Annotated in this window: 11 protein-coding genes and 3 pseudogenes; 9 read left to right on the forward strand and 5 right to left on the reverse strand. The window is 66.7% G+C overall.

The annotated features are described in order from the left end of the window. A pseudogene (locus tag ABZT03_RS40105) lies at positions 1 to 308 on the forward strand (hypothetical protein); the annotation flags it as partial. Here ABZT03_RS40105 and ABZT03_RS40110 read toward each other — a convergent pair. Continuing rightward, positions 277 to 1,203 (reverse strand): hypothetical protein, encoded by a 927-nt coding sequence (locus ABZT03_RS40110; RefSeq protein ID WP_356048611.1) that lies wholly within the window; start codon positions 1,201 to 1,203, stop codon positions 277 to 279. The pseudogene ABZT03_RS40105 and the gene ABZT03_RS40110 sit on opposite strands and share 32 nt — an antisense overlap. A gap of 16 nt (positions 1,204 to 1,219) precedes the next feature. Further along, entirely contained in the window at positions 1,220 to 2,809 is a 1,590-nt protein-coding gene (locus tag ABZT03_RS40115) for a hypothetical protein (RefSeq protein ID WP_356048612.1), read from the reverse strand. Between the two features lie 610 nt (positions 2,810 to 3,419). Here ABZT03_RS40115 and ABZT03_RS40120 point away from each other — a divergent pair. Both ABZT03_RS40120 and ABZT03_RS40125 read left to right on the forward strand, forming a co-directional pair. Further along, positions 3,420 to 3,740, forward strand: coding sequence for a hypothetical protein (locus ABZT03_RS40120; RefSeq protein ID WP_356048626.1), 321 nt, complete (start codon positions 3,420 to 3,422; stop codon positions 3,738 to 3,740). Further along, a pseudogene (locus ABZT03_RS40125) lies at positions 3,665 to 3,904 on the forward strand (IS5/IS1182 family transposase); the annotation flags it as partial. The gene ABZT03_RS40120 and the pseudogene ABZT03_RS40125, both read left to right, overlap by 76 nt. Positions 3,905 to 3,925: 21 nt before the next feature. On the opposite strand, the gene ABZT03_RS40130 reads toward ABZT03_RS40125, so the two are convergent. Beyond that, entirely contained in the window at positions 3,926 to 4,954 is a 1,029-nt protein-coding gene (locus ABZT03_RS40130; RefSeq protein ID WP_356048623.1) for a S66 peptidase family protein, read from the reverse strand. Between the two features lie 255 nt (positions 4,955 to 5,209). Here ABZT03_RS40130 and ABZT03_RS40135 point away from each other — a divergent pair, with 255 nt between their 5' ends. Further along, positions 5,210 to 6,613 (forward strand): NF041680 family putative transposase, encoded by a 1,404-nt coding sequence (locus ABZT03_RS40135; RefSeq protein WP_356048613.1) that lies wholly within the window; start codon positions 5,210 to 5,212, stop codon positions 6,611 to 6,613. Between the two features lie 110 nt (positions 6,614 to 6,723). On the opposite strand, the gene ABZT03_RS40140 is transcribed toward ABZT03_RS40135, so the two are convergent. Then, positions 6,724 to 6,858: a hypothetical protein gene (locus tag ABZT03_RS40140; protein ID WP_356048614.1), complete on the reverse strand. Its 135-nt coding sequence runs from the start codon at positions 6,856 to 6,858 to the stop codon at positions 6,724 to 6,726. A gap of 218 nt (positions 6,859 to 7,076) precedes the next feature. Between ABZT03_RS40140 and ABZT03_RS40145 the strand changes: the two genes are divergently transcribed. The 5 genes from ABZT03_RS40145 to ABZT03_RS40165 all read left to right on the forward strand — a co-directional run bounded on the left by ABZT03_RS40145 (position 7,077) and on the right by ABZT03_RS40165 (position 13,137). Beyond that, positions 7,077 to 8,072, forward strand: coding sequence for an ABC transporter permease (locus ABZT03_RS40145; protein WP_356048615.1), 996 nt, complete (start codon positions 7,077 to 7,079; stop codon positions 8,070 to 8,072). Between the two features lie 40 nt (positions 8,073 to 8,112). Further along, on the forward strand, positions 8,113 to 9,873 hold the full coding sequence (locus ABZT03_RS40150; RefSeq protein ID WP_356048617.1) for an ABC transporter substrate-binding protein: 1,761 nt from the start codon (positions 8,113 to 8,115) through the stop codon (positions 9,871 to 9,873). A gap of 110 nt (positions 9,874 to 9,983) precedes the next feature. After that, positions 9,984 to 10,991, forward strand: a complete 1,008-nt coding sequence (locus ABZT03_RS40155; protein ID WP_356048619.1) for an ABC transporter permease — start codon at positions 9,984 to 9,986, stop codon at positions 10,989 to 10,991. Between the two features lie 41 nt (positions 10,992 to 11,032). Then, a complete protein-coding gene (locus tag ABZT03_RS40160) occupies positions 11,033 to 12,094 on the forward strand; it encodes an ABC transporter ATP-binding protein (RefSeq protein WP_356048624.1) in 1,062 nt (353 codons plus the stop codon). A gap of 26 nt (positions 12,095 to 12,120) precedes the next feature. Further along, positions 12,121 to 13,137, forward strand: a complete 1,017-nt coding sequence (locus ABZT03_RS40165; RefSeq protein ID WP_356048621.1) for a dipeptide ABC transporter ATP-binding protein — start codon at positions 12,121 to 12,123, stop codon at positions 13,135 to 13,137. A 523-nt stretch (positions 13,138 to 13,660) separates the two neighbouring features. On the opposite strand, the pseudogene ABZT03_RS40170 reads toward ABZT03_RS40165, so the two are convergent. Then, positions 13,661 to 14,287, reverse strand: a pseudogene (locus ABZT03_RS40170) (barstar family protein); the annotation flags it as partial. Positions 14,288 to 14,382: the final 95 nt, after the last annotated feature.

The following is a 14,382-nucleotide window of genomic DNA, read 5'->3' on the forward strand; positions in this document are numbered from 1 at the left end:
GAGTCCTCCCGGACGGGGCAGTCGGCTATGAAGCAGAAACCCCCACGGCGCGAGCCGTAGGAATCCCCCTCGTTTACGAGGGGGAGGAAGTCAAGGAATCGCTCATCCCCACCGTGGTCAAGCAGCGCATCACCATCGGCGGCGCCCACTACGCCTGGCGCCGCCTCCTCACCCGCGCTTTTCGCGCGGGTTTCGACTTCTGGAGCGGGATTGGAATGAGCTGGAGGGACGAGATTTTCGAGGCACAAGGCCGGTTCAGGAAAGTCGGTCGGCGGCTCAGAAGGACGGGCAGTTGTACTGCATGGTGAGGGGTACCGTGACGCAGTATTTGCTGCCCGCCGCCGAATGCGGAACGGCGAAAACGGCGGTGCGCGAGCCGGGCATCACGACGGTGCCGAGCTGGTGGACGAGGGTCGCCTTGTCGCTTCCCCCTGCGGACAGGCGGTAGAGCCCGATGGGAATTGTGTCGCCGGCCTTGAAACCGTCGACGACCAGTCGGCGCTTGCTCTCACCGCGCAGTCGCGACCGGTCCGGGTTCGTCGGTACGCCGACCGACTGCCGGTACGAGACTGTGGCGCTGCCTTGGGTGGCGCTGATGGTGAAGCCGCCGGCTACCGCCAGACTTTCACGGGCGGCGGACTGCGGTACGAAGTCCCAGGTTTCACTCTGCATCACGCCGCTGCCGATGCCGTACACCCGCAGCCGCGCTCCGTTGAAGAGGGACTCCGGAGGCTCGTACCGCTCGAAGGTGAGCTTGCCGGCAGTGGGCTGCGCGGTGGTGGTGTAGTGATGGCGGCCGGCAGCGATGGTGACGGTGACCGGGTGGCCGGCTGTGAAGCCGTGGAGGCACAGCGCGTTCTCGGCGGTGAACACGAGCTTGCTGGGGCCCTGGATCGTGCTCATCCATACGGCGGGCGAGGTGGCGAACTTCGGCGGTAGAGAGGACAGGTCGCGCACACATTCCGGGGCGGCGCCGTCGCCTGCCGCGAGGGTTCTGAACTGCCCTTGCAGTTTGGGGCCCTTGCGCCGTGGGGGTTTGGGTTTGAGCGCGTCTGCGGCGAGCCGGCTCTCGGCGCTGCTCGCCGCCGCCCTGGTTGTCGCCGGGTGGGATTGACGCGTGCTGTCCTGAGTCGCCGAGCCACACCCTGTGGCGGCGATGGACAGCAATACCAGCCATCCGGCTAGTTGTAGACGCTTCATCAAAGACTCCTTTTGTGGCTCACCGTGGGGTCTCAGGACCGCACTGTGCGCGGGCCTTGGACATTTGTTGGTTGAGGCGCTTGCGGGCTGCCTCGTAGTCCTGCCGGTTCCCGACACTGGTGCGGAAGGCGTTGCGCCGTTCGGCGAGTGAATCCCGCACGGCCTGGTCTCCGGTGCCCAGATCACACCGAGTGAAGGCCCAGGTGGCCAGCCATTCCTGCCACTGGGCGCGCTGGAGGAAGTGGCTCTCCAAAGCGAGTGCCTGCCGTATGTCGGAGATGGCGGCCTCATATCGGCCCCGGTCGGCCTGGCGTTGTGCGGCGATGGAGATGGCAAGCGCTTTGAGCTCACGGACGCCTACGCCAGGCCCTGCGGCGCGGACTCGCCGCAGGGCGGCATCGATGGTGCCGTCGTCGTCGGTGAGGTTTGCGACGACCCGGCAGTACTCCACCTCAGCCAGGTTGACCGCGGCTTTGAGGCGGCCCAGCGGGGTGAAAGCGGCATCGGTCATCAGCCGCCTCAGGGTGGACGGGACGCCGGGGATGTCCGAGTCACGCATGACTCCCGGAGCGCAGCCTTTCGCTGTCACGGCCAGCAGATAAATGTTGCTGGCCAGGCTCAGTTGTGCTCGAAGCCGGATGGGGGAGTTGGCTGGGATGGCTCGGTAGTCGGCTCCGGCGGCCTCCAACACGGAACGCGGCACAGCCCGCCCGTCAAGGGCGGGCTGTTCCAGGGCGTGGCCCCGGAACAAGTGGATGAGGTCCGGGGTGACGAATCCGGTACCGCTGTCCAGGTCCGACATCTCCTCGCCGGGTAGGAGCCGGGCGAAGCCGGTGACGGCTTCGCTGGTGTGGCCGGAGTGCCAGGCGTCCAGGGCGGAAGTGAATTGGGCGAGGCCTCTGGCCTGCTCGACCAGGTCGGACACCAGGGCCGCCCGGCTGTGGGCGAGGCCGAGGCTCTGGTCGGCGGTGATCGGTTGGCTGGTGTACCAGCCGGCGAGTTCGGGAACGTCGGGCACCTGGTCAGCACGCACGTACACCGCCGGACGTACCATAATCTGCCCGCCCGAACCGGCGGTGACGATGCCTCCAAGGAGGATGGCGGCGTTGGACTGGGCGACGAACTTCCGGGTGCGGCTGTCGAGGCGGTGGTGATCGCCGCTGAGTAGTTCGGTCAACGGGAGCCCGTACTCGGTGGCGTAGTCGTGTACGGCTGTGTCCTCGGGGAGGGCCTTGCCGAGGCCCTGGGCAAAGGTCGAGGAGACATCGTCCAGAAGCCGCTGGTTCTGCCCCGAGCCATGGTCCTTGAAGCCGACCACGGCCACGTCCTGAGGACCTGTCAGCCGGTGCAGCGGCGGCGGCGGCGCCTGGAAGCGCAGGAGTACCCAGACCCCGCCGGCGAAGGAGCAACCGATCACTGCTGCGTACGTGATGCGCTGCCACCGAGGCACCTCGGCCAGCTTGTCGCGCAGAAGCTGCGTGATCGACCCCAGAAAACCGGTCAGGCCGACCAGGACGCCGATCAGCGTCGCTGCCCGGCCGGGTTTTGCGCCCAGAGTATTGGCTAGGGCGAGGGATGCCGCCAGCGCCAGGCTGATACCGGCCGCCATCGCCCAGATTTTTGTGCCGCGCCGGATGTGATTTGTGCCCGTTGATGTATTTTCTTCCATCCGTTCGCACATTAGGGCTGCTGAGCGGTGGTGGCACGTAGGCACAGCAGGCCATCACCCGGGAGTCCCCGTGTTGGCGCAGGTGGAACTATCAACGCCTAGCTCCAAGTGCCGAACGCGGGCCGACGTGACCCCCAGGCCGCAGGTCTTGGTGCTTGGCTGCTCGGCTTCGCCATTTCTCCATCACGACGGGCGGCGGCCGCGGCCACTGGCATCGATGGTGACCTGACCACTGGACACCATGTCCGGGTCGTCGTCGGACACTGGGGCCCACCAGCGTGTCGTGTTCGAGCGGGCGTGCACCCGTGAGCTGCGTGGTGTCGGCGAGACGGCAGGGCTCGGTGCCCGGGGGGAGGCACGGGTGCGGAGGCTGTGTGCCTGGGCCTGTGTCGGGGCGCAGTCCCATCCAGGTGTGGAAGCTCAGACGCATGCTTCGGTCAGCGGCGAAGATCGATGTCGGATGCGTGCTCCAGTGCCGAGAAGGACTGGGACCGGCGGAGTTTCGCGCCGGCCACGACGACGATCCCTGGCCGTCCTGGTTTTGCACCGCATGGATCCTCCCGGGCATCTTCCCTTCTACCAGGCCACCAAGGACGCCCGCACGGAGCTGATCCAGGCCGGGGGCGAGCCCTACAAGAAGTACAAAACGCGTCTGTCGGTCGCGCTGCGCCTGCTGTGGCCCAAGCGGCCGGAGTCGCGGTCGCCGTTCTGGCGGCCGGACTGGCGCATGAGCATGGTCGCCGAAGCCTCCGTCCGCCACTGGACCGTCGCCTTCAAAGCCGTCCAGGCGTCTCCAGGCCCAAAGGCGTCAAGGGCTTCGTCGTCCTGCCCCGCCGTTGGAAGGTCGAGCGGACGATCGGCTGGTGCATGAACGCCCGCCGCAACGCCCGCGACTACGAACGCTTGCCCCAGCACTCCGAAGCCCACCTGAACTGGGCACTCATCACCACCATGACCAGGCGCCTCACCCGCAAGAACCCGCGAACCAGCCAGTGGACGAAGAAGCACACCACCGACGGAAGGACGTCCCGTTGAATGGGCGCCCGGCCTGGCGCGTCAGTCCAAGATCTGCGTCAACTCGCTCCGGCTTGGTGAGTGAATGATGCGGCCGTGCGCTCCGTTGACGATCGGCATGTAGGGCGGGATGTGACCGCATTCGATGTCGGCGATGATCGGCACGTTCAGACAGCCCAGAGCATCGAGGACGGCTTCGTGCTGGCTGAGGGAACTGTTCTTCGGCGCGCTGGTACGGCCGACGAGAACGGCGTTCGCGCGGTCAAAGAAGCCGGTGAGCCTCATACCGTGCAAATTCCGGCAGATGGTGAAGGCGTCGTCGCCGGCTGCTTCCACGTACACCAGCAGCCCGTCGGGGGACTCGTTGCGGGCAAAGGCCGAGACGTCGAGGTAGGACGATCCCGCGAGATTGCACAGTGTCTCGATGCAGCCGCCGATCAGCCGTCCCTCGGCCTCGACGTCGGCGCTGCCGTCGAGCCGGGTCCACGTGCCCGGGGAATCGAGGGTGTATTCGCGTACTTCGGGGAAGGCGGCGAAGTCGTCGAAGCCCGTGGTCCGGTGGCGACCAGGCGGGGTCTGCGTGAACCGGTGGCCCAGGGGCGCGGCGACTATGTCGAGCCATGACAGCAGTCCCTCGGACACGCGGTAGGGCGTGTCCATGAGGTTGTTGCCGTGGACGGTCGCCATTCCTGTGAGAAGAGTCAGTGGTGTGATGAGGGTCGAGATATCAGAGAACCCGACGAGCCAGGTCGGCTCTGTTTGACGCAGTTGGTCCCAGTCGAGCAGGGGGATCAGGTCGATCGCGGTCTCTCCGCCCCACGGCGGCACGATGGCCCTGATGGTGGGGTCGGTCAGCATCGACATCAGTTCACTCGCGCGGTCGGCAGCCGAAGCACTGACATGCCCGGAGCCGTCCATGCACTGCCCGACGACGACCTCGTATCCCCGGGCTTGTACGTCACGGACGGCGACGTTCAGCCTCTCGCGCAGTTCCTTCCTGACTCCGCTCGACGGAGCGGTAACACCGACACGGTCACCTGGGCGCAGAGGGCGCGGGTATCGAACTGACATACGCCGAATTTTGGCACAGCGTCGCACCCAGATGACAGCGAGTTCTGATGTGCTCCAAACGACCGGGAAGCCAGTTCGCCAGCTTCAAAAACACCTACTGAGCTTGTTCTTTTTCTTCCGGTCTCGAACGGTGTCTCGTACTGAGTCGCTCACCTGGGGGTTTGCCGGACGTGGGGGCGGCCTTCGTCTGATCCTGTGCTCCGACCAAGGTGCACGTGACCGAGACGAAGGCCGTGAGGGTGAGTCTGCTGCCTGATGGCGTCACGCTTCCGGGGCGAGTTCTACGAGTGTCTGACCGCTCGGCGCGACGAGTTGTTCGAGCTGACGGATGCGGTGCTGTGTGCGGACGGTGCGGTGAAGTCCCCGGTGGACCTGACGCTGCTGCCCGAGCATCGGCGTGGGCGCGGAGCGCTGTACGGAGGCCTGAACCGCGGCCGGATCGATGTCGAGCAGGTGCGGACGGTGCTGGCCGGGCTGTCGCTGCCGCGGTTCGACGGCGGGCGTCTGGTCCTGGCCGTCGATGTGTCGCCATGGCTTCGTTCGGACGCGCCGTGCTCGGCCGAGCGCCTGTTCTGCCATGTCTACGGCCGCGCGAAGACGGCGTCGCAGTTCATCCCGGGCTGGCCCTACTCCTTCGTCGCCGTCCTGGAGCCGGGCGCCACCTCTTGGACCGCGATCCTGGACGCGGTCCGGCTCGGACCGGTGGACGACGCCACCGCGGTCACCGCCGCTCAGCTGCGGGGAGTCGTTGAACGGCTCATCGCCGCGGGTCAGTGGCGGGCCGGGGACCCGGACATCGTGATCGTCAGCGATGCTGGCTACGACGTCACCCGCCTGGCCTGGGTCCTGCGCGATCTGCCGGTCGAGCTGGTCGGCCGGGTCCGCTCCGACCGCGTCATGCGACTGCCGAAGCCGCCTCGTGTCTACGACCCGAAGGGCGGCCGGCCGCCTAAGCACGGCCCGGAATTCCGCTTTGCCAAGCCGGAGACCTGGCCCGAGCCCGCGATCACCACGGTCACCGCAACTACCAACTACGGCAAGGCCGAGACGCAGGCATGGGACCGGGTCCACCCAAGGCTCACCCACCGCTCCTCATGGCTCGACCATGACGGTGAACTTCCCCTGGTTGAGGGCACGTTGATCCGGTTGAAGGTCGAGCATCTGTCGAAGGACCGTGATGCCCCGCCGGTGTGGTTATGGTCCTCCAAGACCGGTGTCACTCCGGACGACGTGGACCGTTTCTGGCAGGCATTTCTCCGCCGCTTCGACCTGGAGCACACCTTTCGCTTCGCGAAGCAGACCCTCGGCTGGACCACCCCGAAACTCCGTAGTCCCGAGGCGGCGGACCGCTGGACCTGGATTCTGATCGTCGCTCACACCCAGCTCCGGCTTGCCAGGCCCCTCGCCAAGGACCTCCGCCGACCCTGGGAGAAGCCAGCTGCCTCCGGCCGGCTCACCCCCGCCCGGGTCCGTCGAGGGTTCAGGAACATCCGCGCTTACCTGGCCTGCCCGACCCGTGTTCCCAAACCTCGAGGCGCCGGCCCCGGACGGCCACCCGGCGTCAAGAACAAACACCGGGCACCCCGCTACGACGTCGGCAAGACCGTCAAACGCTCCGAGACCCTCAAGGCCATCGGCAAGCCCGGCAGATCTTGGTAGATAAAGAACAAGCTGAGCTCGCCACGCGGTAGCAGGGGGCCGAGGAGTCCTTGGTCTCGCCGATCCGCAGAAGTACGTATCTTCGACGTGCTCCTCCGCCTCCGTCATGTTCACGTCGGCCAGGCGTGCACGTCGTCCATGTTTCCGACGTAGACGCGGACCAGGTCCAGCAGACTGCTCTTCTGGGCTGTGGTGAAGCCGCAGACGTCACCGTCCGCCTGTCCCGGTTCTGTGTGTACAGCCACCCCCTCTCGGCCCTACCGGCGCCGCAGCACGCCGGTTAGCCAATTCTCTCTCTATTTCTACCCTTATATCCTGAATAGTCCTATAATGAGGCGTTCTGATCCCGCCCTGGTCTGGCGACCCTTCGGACCGGTGCTGGATGGGCGATCGTGGCCCGCCGGGCCATCGTCTGTCACGGCTGCTCCGGAACCGGTCACCACCGGACAGGGGGTGCACAGCCATGACGGCCCCCATAGAGGTCACCGGCTCAGCTGCCGAAGCGCAGCCGGAGTCCGTGCTGTCCGGAATGGGCGAGGGGATCGAGGGCCGGTCGCTCGGGCAGATCGCGTGGATGCGGTTCAAGCGTGACAAGGTCGCGGTCGCGGGCGGCATCGTCGTGGTCTGCCTGATGGTGCTGGCGGTCTTCGCCAAGGTCATCGAATCCGTCTTCAAGCTTGATCCGGACGCCTTCCACCAGAATCTGATCGACCCGGTGCAGCTCAGGCCCAAAGGGGCCTGGGGCGGGATCAGCTGGGACCATCCCCTCGGCGTCGAGCCGCAGTTCGGCCGCGACCTGCTCGCACGGATCATCGAAGGTGCCTGGGTGTCGCTGGCAGTCGCATTCGGCGCGACTTTGCTGTCGGTGACCCTCGGCACGGTGCTGGGCGTGGCCGCCGGCTACTACGGGGGCTGGGTCGACACCGTGATCAGCCGCCTCATGGACATATTCCTGGCCTTCCCCCTGCTGCTCTTCGCGATCGCGCTGTCCGCATCGCTGCAGGGCGGTGCCTTCGGACTCCACGGGCTGACGCTCCATATCAGTGTGCTGATCTTCGTGATCGGCTTCTTCAGCTGGCCCTACATGGGCCGCATCATTCGGGGCCAGACGCTTTCGCTGCGCGAGCGCGAGTTCATCGACGCGGCACGCACCCTGGGAGCCCGGGGGCCGCACATCCTGTTCAAGCAACTGCTGCCGAACCTCGTCGCACCGATCATCGTCTACTCGACGCTGCTGATCCCGACGAACATCCTCTTCGAGGCCGGTCTGAGCTTCCTCGGCGTCGGCATCCAGCCGCCGCAGGCGTCCTGGGGCGGCATGCTCAACCAGGCCATCAGCCTCTACCAGGCCGATCCGTGGTTCATGCTCGTCCCGGGTCTGGCGATCTTCGTCACTGTTCTGGCATTCAACCTGCTCGGCGACGGACTCCGGGACGCCCTGGACCCGCGGAGCAACTGATTCGCGTACCGATTCCCGTCTCAGGCGAGGGGACATCGTCATGAGGAGATCAAGGATCACTTTCGTTCTTGCGGGGGCCGCAGCCGCGGCGCTGGTCGTGTCCGGGTGCGGCGGCAACGGCGGCGGCGGAACGACGGGGAAGGCCCCCGCCTACAACGCCGGCATCACTGGCGTGGTCAATCCCTCCGACCACAAGGGCGGGACAGCGGCGTACCAGTTGTCGAGCACACCGGACTCGATGGACCCCGGCAACACCTACTACGCCTTCATGTGGAACTTCTCGCGGGTCTACGCGCGGGCTCTGACCAGCTACCAGCAGGCCCCCGGCAAGGCTGGTCTCAAGCTCGTACCGGACCTCGCGGCGGAGCTCGGCAAGTCCAGTGACAACGGCAAGACGTGGACATACCACATCCGTCCCGGCCTGAAGTTCTCCGACGGCACACCGATCACGACCAAGGACGTCAAGTACGCCATCGAGCGCAGCAACTACGCGCCCGAGGTGATGTCCAACGGGCCCACGTACTTCAACGCGTATCTGGTGAACAACACCCCCAAGTACCAGGGGCCGTACAAGGACAAGACCGGCGACCTGAAGTCCATCCAGACGCCTGACGACACCACCCTCGTCTTCCACCTCAACCAGCCGTTCGCGGACTTCGACTACCTGGTCAGCAGTCCGCAGACGGCGCCGGTCCCCAAGGCCAAGGACACCGGCTCGAACTACGTGAAGAACGTGATCTCGTCCGGCTCGTACATGTTCCAGAGCTACCAGGACGGCAAGGGGGCAACGCTGGTGAAGAACCCGCAGTGGAGTGCCTCCTCCGACCCGCTCCGCAAGCAGCTCCCGGACAAGATCACCGTCCAGTTCAACATCGCCCAGACCACGGTCGACCAGAACCTGATCGCCGGTAACTCGACGCTCGACATCGCAGGCGCCGGTATCGCGGCGCAGAGCCAGGCCGCCGCCCTGAGCAATTCCAGCCAGAAGGGACACATCGACGACGCGCAGAGCGGCGCGCTCGCCTATGTGGCGATCTCGAACGCCGTCAAACCGTTCGACAATGTGCACTGCCGCAAGGCGGTGGAGTACGCGGTCGACAAGGTCTCCGCGCAGACCGCGACCGGTGGCAACATCCACGGTGACATCGCCACGACGATCCTGCCGCCCACCGTGTCCGGCCACGTCAAGTACGACCCGTACCAGACCCCTGGCTCCAAGGGAGCCAACTCTCCGGAGGGCCTCGCCGCGGCCAAGAAGGAGCTCGGCCTGTGCGGCCACCAGGGCGGCTTCTCCACCAACCTCTCCGCCCGGTCCGACCGGCCCAACGAGATCGCGATCGCCCAGGCCGTCCAGGCCTCGCTGAAGAAGGTCGGGATCAACGTCGGCATCCAGCAGTACCCGTCGGGCAAGTACTTCACCGACAGCGCCGGCGCTCCGGCCTTCGTCCACTCCCACGGTCTCGGTCTGATGATGACGGCCTGGGCCGCCGACTGGCCGGACGGCTACGGCTTCCTCCAGCAGATCACCGACGGCAGGGCCATCAAGGCCTCGGGCAACAGCAACCTGTCCGAGCTCAACGATCCAGCCGGCAACAAGATGCTCGACGTGGCCATCGGCAACACCGACGCCGCGGCCCGCACCAAGGCGTGGGGGGACATCGACAAGGCCGCGATGGCTCAGGCGCCTTTGGTGCCCCTGCTGTACCGCAAGGACCCGCTGTACCGCCCGGACCAAGCGACCAACGTGTTCGTCACCGAGGCCTACGGCATGTACGACTACCTGAACGTCGGCGTGAAGTAGCCCGTGACAGACGCGCGAACCGTACCGGACCGGAGGAGCTGAGGAGGTGAAGGAGGAGGCGCCGGCCGACCGGGCCGAGCTCCGGCCGGCCGGGGCCCCGCCGCCCGACCGTGGGTGCGTACATCATTCGCCGCATAGCGGCCGCGGTGATCCTGCTGTTCGTCGTGACGGCCATCACCTTCGCGATCTTCTTCCTGGTGCCCCGGCTGGCCGGCGAGACCAGCACCCAGCTGGCTGCTCAGTACGTCGGCCGCGACCCCAGTCCTGGGGCACTGACCGCCGTCCAGAAGAACCTGGGCTTCGACCAGCCGCTGTATACGCAGTACTGGCAGTTCGTGCACGGGATCTTCGCCGGCCGCACGTTCCATTTCGGACCGGACGCCTCCTACTGCCAGGTGCCGTGCTTCGGTTACTCGTTCAAGAGCCACCTGCCGGTCTGGCCACAGATCACCGAACGCATCCCCGTGACGCTGTCACTGGCAGTGGGGGCGGCGATCATCTGGCTGGTCAGCGGCGTGTCGATCGGCGTGCTGTCGGCGCTCAAGCGCGGCTCGGTCTTCGACCGGCTCTCCATGGGGATCGCGCTGGCCGGCGTCTCGCTGCCGATCTTCTTCACCGCACTGGTTTCCCTCGCACTGTTCAGCTACAAGTGGCCGATCTTCCCGAACCTGCAGTACGTTCCCTTCACCTCGGACCCGCTGATGTGGGCGAAGAATCTGGTACTGCCATGGGTCACCCTCGCCTTCCTGTACTCGGCGCTGTACGCCCGGCTCACTCGGGCAGGCATGTTGGAGACGATGAGCGAGGACTACATCCGCACCGCGCGGGCCAAGGGCCTCAGCGAACGGACGGTGGTCGTCAAGCATGGTCTGCGCTCCGCGCTCACCCCGATCATCACGATCTTCGGCCTCGACATCGGTCTGCTGCTCGGCGGCGCCGTACTCACCGAGACCGCCTTCTCGCTGCCCGGAGTCGGGCAGTACGCAGTGCAGGCGATCAACGACAACGACCTGCCGAAGATCATGGCCGTGACCGCGCTGGCCGCCTTCTTCATCGTCGTGGCCAACCTCGTGGTGGATGTGCTCTACGTCGCCGTCGACCCCCGGGTGAGGTACTAATGAGCTGGAAACCCAGCGAAAAACCGCCGGTGGGAGCGCCCATCGGTGGTGTGGAGGCCGGCCGCGGAGCACCGCCCGCTATCGGCTTTCTCCAAACGCGCGACCTGCGCATCCACTTCGACACCGACGACGGCCTGGTCAAGGCCGTGGACGGCATCTCCTTCGAGCTCGAGCGCGGCCGGACGCTGGGCATCGTGGGCGAGTCGGGCTCCGGGAAATCGGTGACCTCGCTGGGAATCATGGGCCTTCACCGCACCGTCAAGGCCAAGATCTCCGGCGAGATCTGGCTGGACGGCGAAGAGCTCATCTCCGCGCCTCCCGACCGGGTACAGCACCTGCGGGGCCACAAGATGGCGATGATCTTCCAGGACCCGCTGACCGCGATGCACCCCTTCTACACCATCGGCGCCCAGATCACCGAGGCCTACCGGGTGCACCATCCGAAGGCGAGCCGCAAGGAGGCCCGCCTACGGGCGGTGGAGATGCTCGAACGGGTGGGCATCCCGCAGCCCGCCACCCGTGTCGACGACTATCCGCACCAGTTCTCCGGCGGCATGCGCCAACGCACCATGATCGCCATGGCTCTGGTCAACAACCCCTCGCTACTGATCGCGGACGAGCCGACGACAGCACTCGACGTCACAGTCCAGGCGCAGATCCTGGACCTCATCCGCGAGCTCCAGGAGCAGTTCGGTTCCGCAGTGATCATCATCACTCACGACCTGGGAGTGGTGGCCGAGTTGGCTGACGACATCCTGGTGATGTACGCCGGCAAATGTGTGGAGAAGGGCGAGGCCAAGAAGCTTTTCACGGCGCCCGAGCATCCCTACACCTGGGGCCTGCTGGGCTCCATGCCGCGTATGGACCGCGAAATGCAGGCGCGGCTGACCCCGATCGCCGGGAACCCGCCGAGCCTGATCAGACTGCCGCCCGGATGCGCGTTCCACCCGCGCTGCCCCTTTGCCGACCGCAACGGCGACAAGTCCCTCACGGAGGTCCCCGAGTTGACCGACGCGTCAGGCACCGGCCATCTCGTGGCCTGCCATCTGCTGCCCGAGGAACGGCGCCGGATCTTCGCCAAGGAAGTGGCGCCCCGGCTGTGAGGCCGGGCTGAGGAGGTGGAGGACTCATGGGACCGACGCAGACCACCGGTCAGGAGGCCCTGCTGAACGTCCAGGGGCTGGTGAAGCACTTTCCCATCACCCAGGGCCTGTTGCGCCGTCAGGTCGGCGCGGTGCGGGCGGTGGACGGCATCGATTTCAGTGTGCTGCCCGGGGAGACGCTGGGCGTGGTCGGCGAGTCGGGCTGCGGCAAGACCACGACCGGACGGCTGATCATCCGGCTCCTCGAGCCCACGGCAGGGAAGATCGAGTTCGAAGGACGCGACATCACGCACCTGTCGCCCGGCGCGATGCGGCCCCTGCGCAAAGACATCCAGATGATCTTCCAGGACCCGTACTCCTCCCTCAACCCCCGGCACACCGTCGGCACGATCGTCGGCTACCCCTTCCGGCTGCAGAGGGTGAAGACCGAGGAGGGAGTGAAACGCGCCGTCCAGGACCTGCTGGAACTGTGCGGGCTCAGCCCCGAGCACTACAACCGCTACCCGCACGAGTTCTCCGGCGGCCAGCGGCAACGCATCGGCGTGGCCAGGGCGCTGGCGCTGCGGCCGAAGATGATCGTGGCAGACGAGCCGGTATCGGCGCTGGACGTCTCCATCCAGGCCCAGGTGGTCAACCTGCTGGACGATCTTCAGGAGGAGCTGGGCCTCACCTACGTGATCATCGCGCACGACCTGTCGGTCATTCGGCATGTCTCCACGCGGGTGGCGGTGATGTACCTGGGAAAGGTGGTGGAGATCGGCGGCAGGGAGTCGCTGTACCGCGGGCCCATGCACCCCTACACGGTGGCACTCATGTCAGCGGTCCCCGTCCCGAACCCCGAGCGCCGCACCAACCGCGAACGGATCCTCCTCACGGGCGACGTGCCCTCACCCGTGAACCCACCTCCCGCGTGCCGCTTCCACACCCGCTGCTGGAAGGCCCAGGACATCTGCAGGATGCAGGAACCGCCGCTGAGAGAGCTCAAGCGGGGACACCTTGTGGCGTGCCACTTCCCGGAGAACATGTCTCGCGACGCAGACTGATCACCTCCACGGCGGGTCGCGATGGGGCGGACGACGTGCGTGGCGCTGACCAGACCCGCCGCAGGTCCGAAGAGGCTGTACGCCGCCCGCAACGACGACTTCGACAATGACGACTTCGACAAGTATCGAAGCCTTTTTTGGCGGCGCGGCATCAAGCCGCGCATTACCCGTCGGGAGCCCCGCACGGCAGCACACGGGGGTCCGACGAAGCGATCCGTGCCCTGGCTTGGGCCGTCTCACCTTCCGCCTGGGCTGCTCCGTTGAGTCCAACCGCGCCCATGAGGGAGCCGCCAAACCAGGCCGCCAAACCCACGTCGTCCAGGCTGCGAATGAGGGTGTTGCGATCGGATATGGCGGTGCTTGGGACAGGGGAGGCCTCGGCCGGAACGTCGAAGCGCCACCTCTACCCTCGTCGGCGCGGGGCCGGGCCGCCATCAGCGCTGACCCGGATGGGTGCACGAGCGCGCTGCGCCGCCTCCATGGTTGCGCCGCGTCCTTTGGCGGACGTGCTTGACCTCTGGGCTCACGCCAGGATTACGTGCATGTCGCCCTCGGCCAGGACGCTGAGGACCTCGGCGAACAGGTCGTAGGGCCGGCCGTGCGGTGTCAAGGCCTTGGACAGGTGCTCGCGTGCGGTGACGGCGTCTCGCCAGAACAGGGTTGCGGGGGCGGTGTAGCCGAAGGTGCCGCCCAGGCAGTCGTCGAGGGCGTCCAGGCAGCCGCCGAAGTAGCCGCCCGGTCCGTTCACCGCCTCGCCGAGCGCCAGGTAGAGGCCCGGTCCGTCGGTGATGTGCCGACCATCGAGTTCGTAGGCGTGACGAGCCGGCCGGTCGCCGTGGGCGCGCCGACAGGCCCGCTCCCGGACGAGGTCGAGCCAGGCACCGCGGCGCCGGGTGTCGAGACAGGCCCAGGCACCCAGCGTGTTCGGTGGCCCGGCGAGCCACCGTTCCCATATGGGCCGGGCGTATTCGGGGACGGGCGTGAAGAGCTCTCCTTCGAGCTCCAGGTCGACCAGGTCCGCCCCGTGGGAGGACGGCTGCCAGGCGGTGACTTTGGTCCACAGCAGACGTTCCGTGAGGAGTTCGCCCTGGTCGTCCCTCATCTCGAGGGCGGCCTCCTCCAGATCCAGCGCCCGCCGGGTGCCCTTCAGTGACCCACACCCCAACCGGAGCTGGTACGCCCTCGTCGGCGCCCATCTCTTCTACGTGGTCGACCTGGTGGAAGAGGCCACCGGCGCCGGGGACG

The sequence above is a fragment of the Streptomyces sp. NPDC005574 genome, assembly GCF_040605435.1.
In the GTDB taxonomy this organism is placed as follows: Bacteria; Actinomycetota; Actinomycetes; order Streptomycetales; family Streptomycetaceae; genus Streptomyces.

What these genes read in the sequence shown, in the direction of transcription:
- ABZT03_RS40115 (WP_356048612.1), bottom strand. Translation starts at nt 2,809, where the DNA reads ATGGCGGCCGGTATCAGCCTGGCGCTGGCGGCATCCCTCGCCCTAGCC.
- ABZT03_RS40120 (WP_356048626.1), top strand. Translation starts at nt 3,420, where the DNA reads ATGGATCCTCCCGGGCATCTTCCCTTCTACCAGGCCACCAAGGACGCC.
- ABZT03_RS40130 (WP_356048623.1), bottom strand. Translation starts at nt 4,954, where the DNA reads ATGTCAGTTCGATACCCGCGCCCTCTGCGCCCAGGTGACCGTGTCGGT.
- ABZT03_RS40135 (WP_356048613.1), top strand. Translation starts at nt 5,210, where the DNA reads ATGGCGTCACGCTTCCGGGGCGAGTTCTACGAGTGTCTGACCGCTCGG.
- ABZT03_RS40145 (WP_356048615.1), top strand. Translation starts at nt 7,077, where the DNA reads ATGACGGCCCCCATAGAGGTCACCGGCTCAGCTGCCGAAGCGCAGCCG.
- ABZT03_RS40150 (WP_356048617.1), top strand. Translation starts at nt 8,113, where the DNA reads ATGAGGAGATCAAGGATCACTTTCGTTCTTGCGGGGGCCGCAGCCGCG.
- ABZT03_RS40165 (WP_356048621.1), top strand. Translation starts at nt 12,121, where the DNA reads ATGGGACCGACGCAGACCACCGGTCAGGAGGCCCTGCTGAACGTCCAG.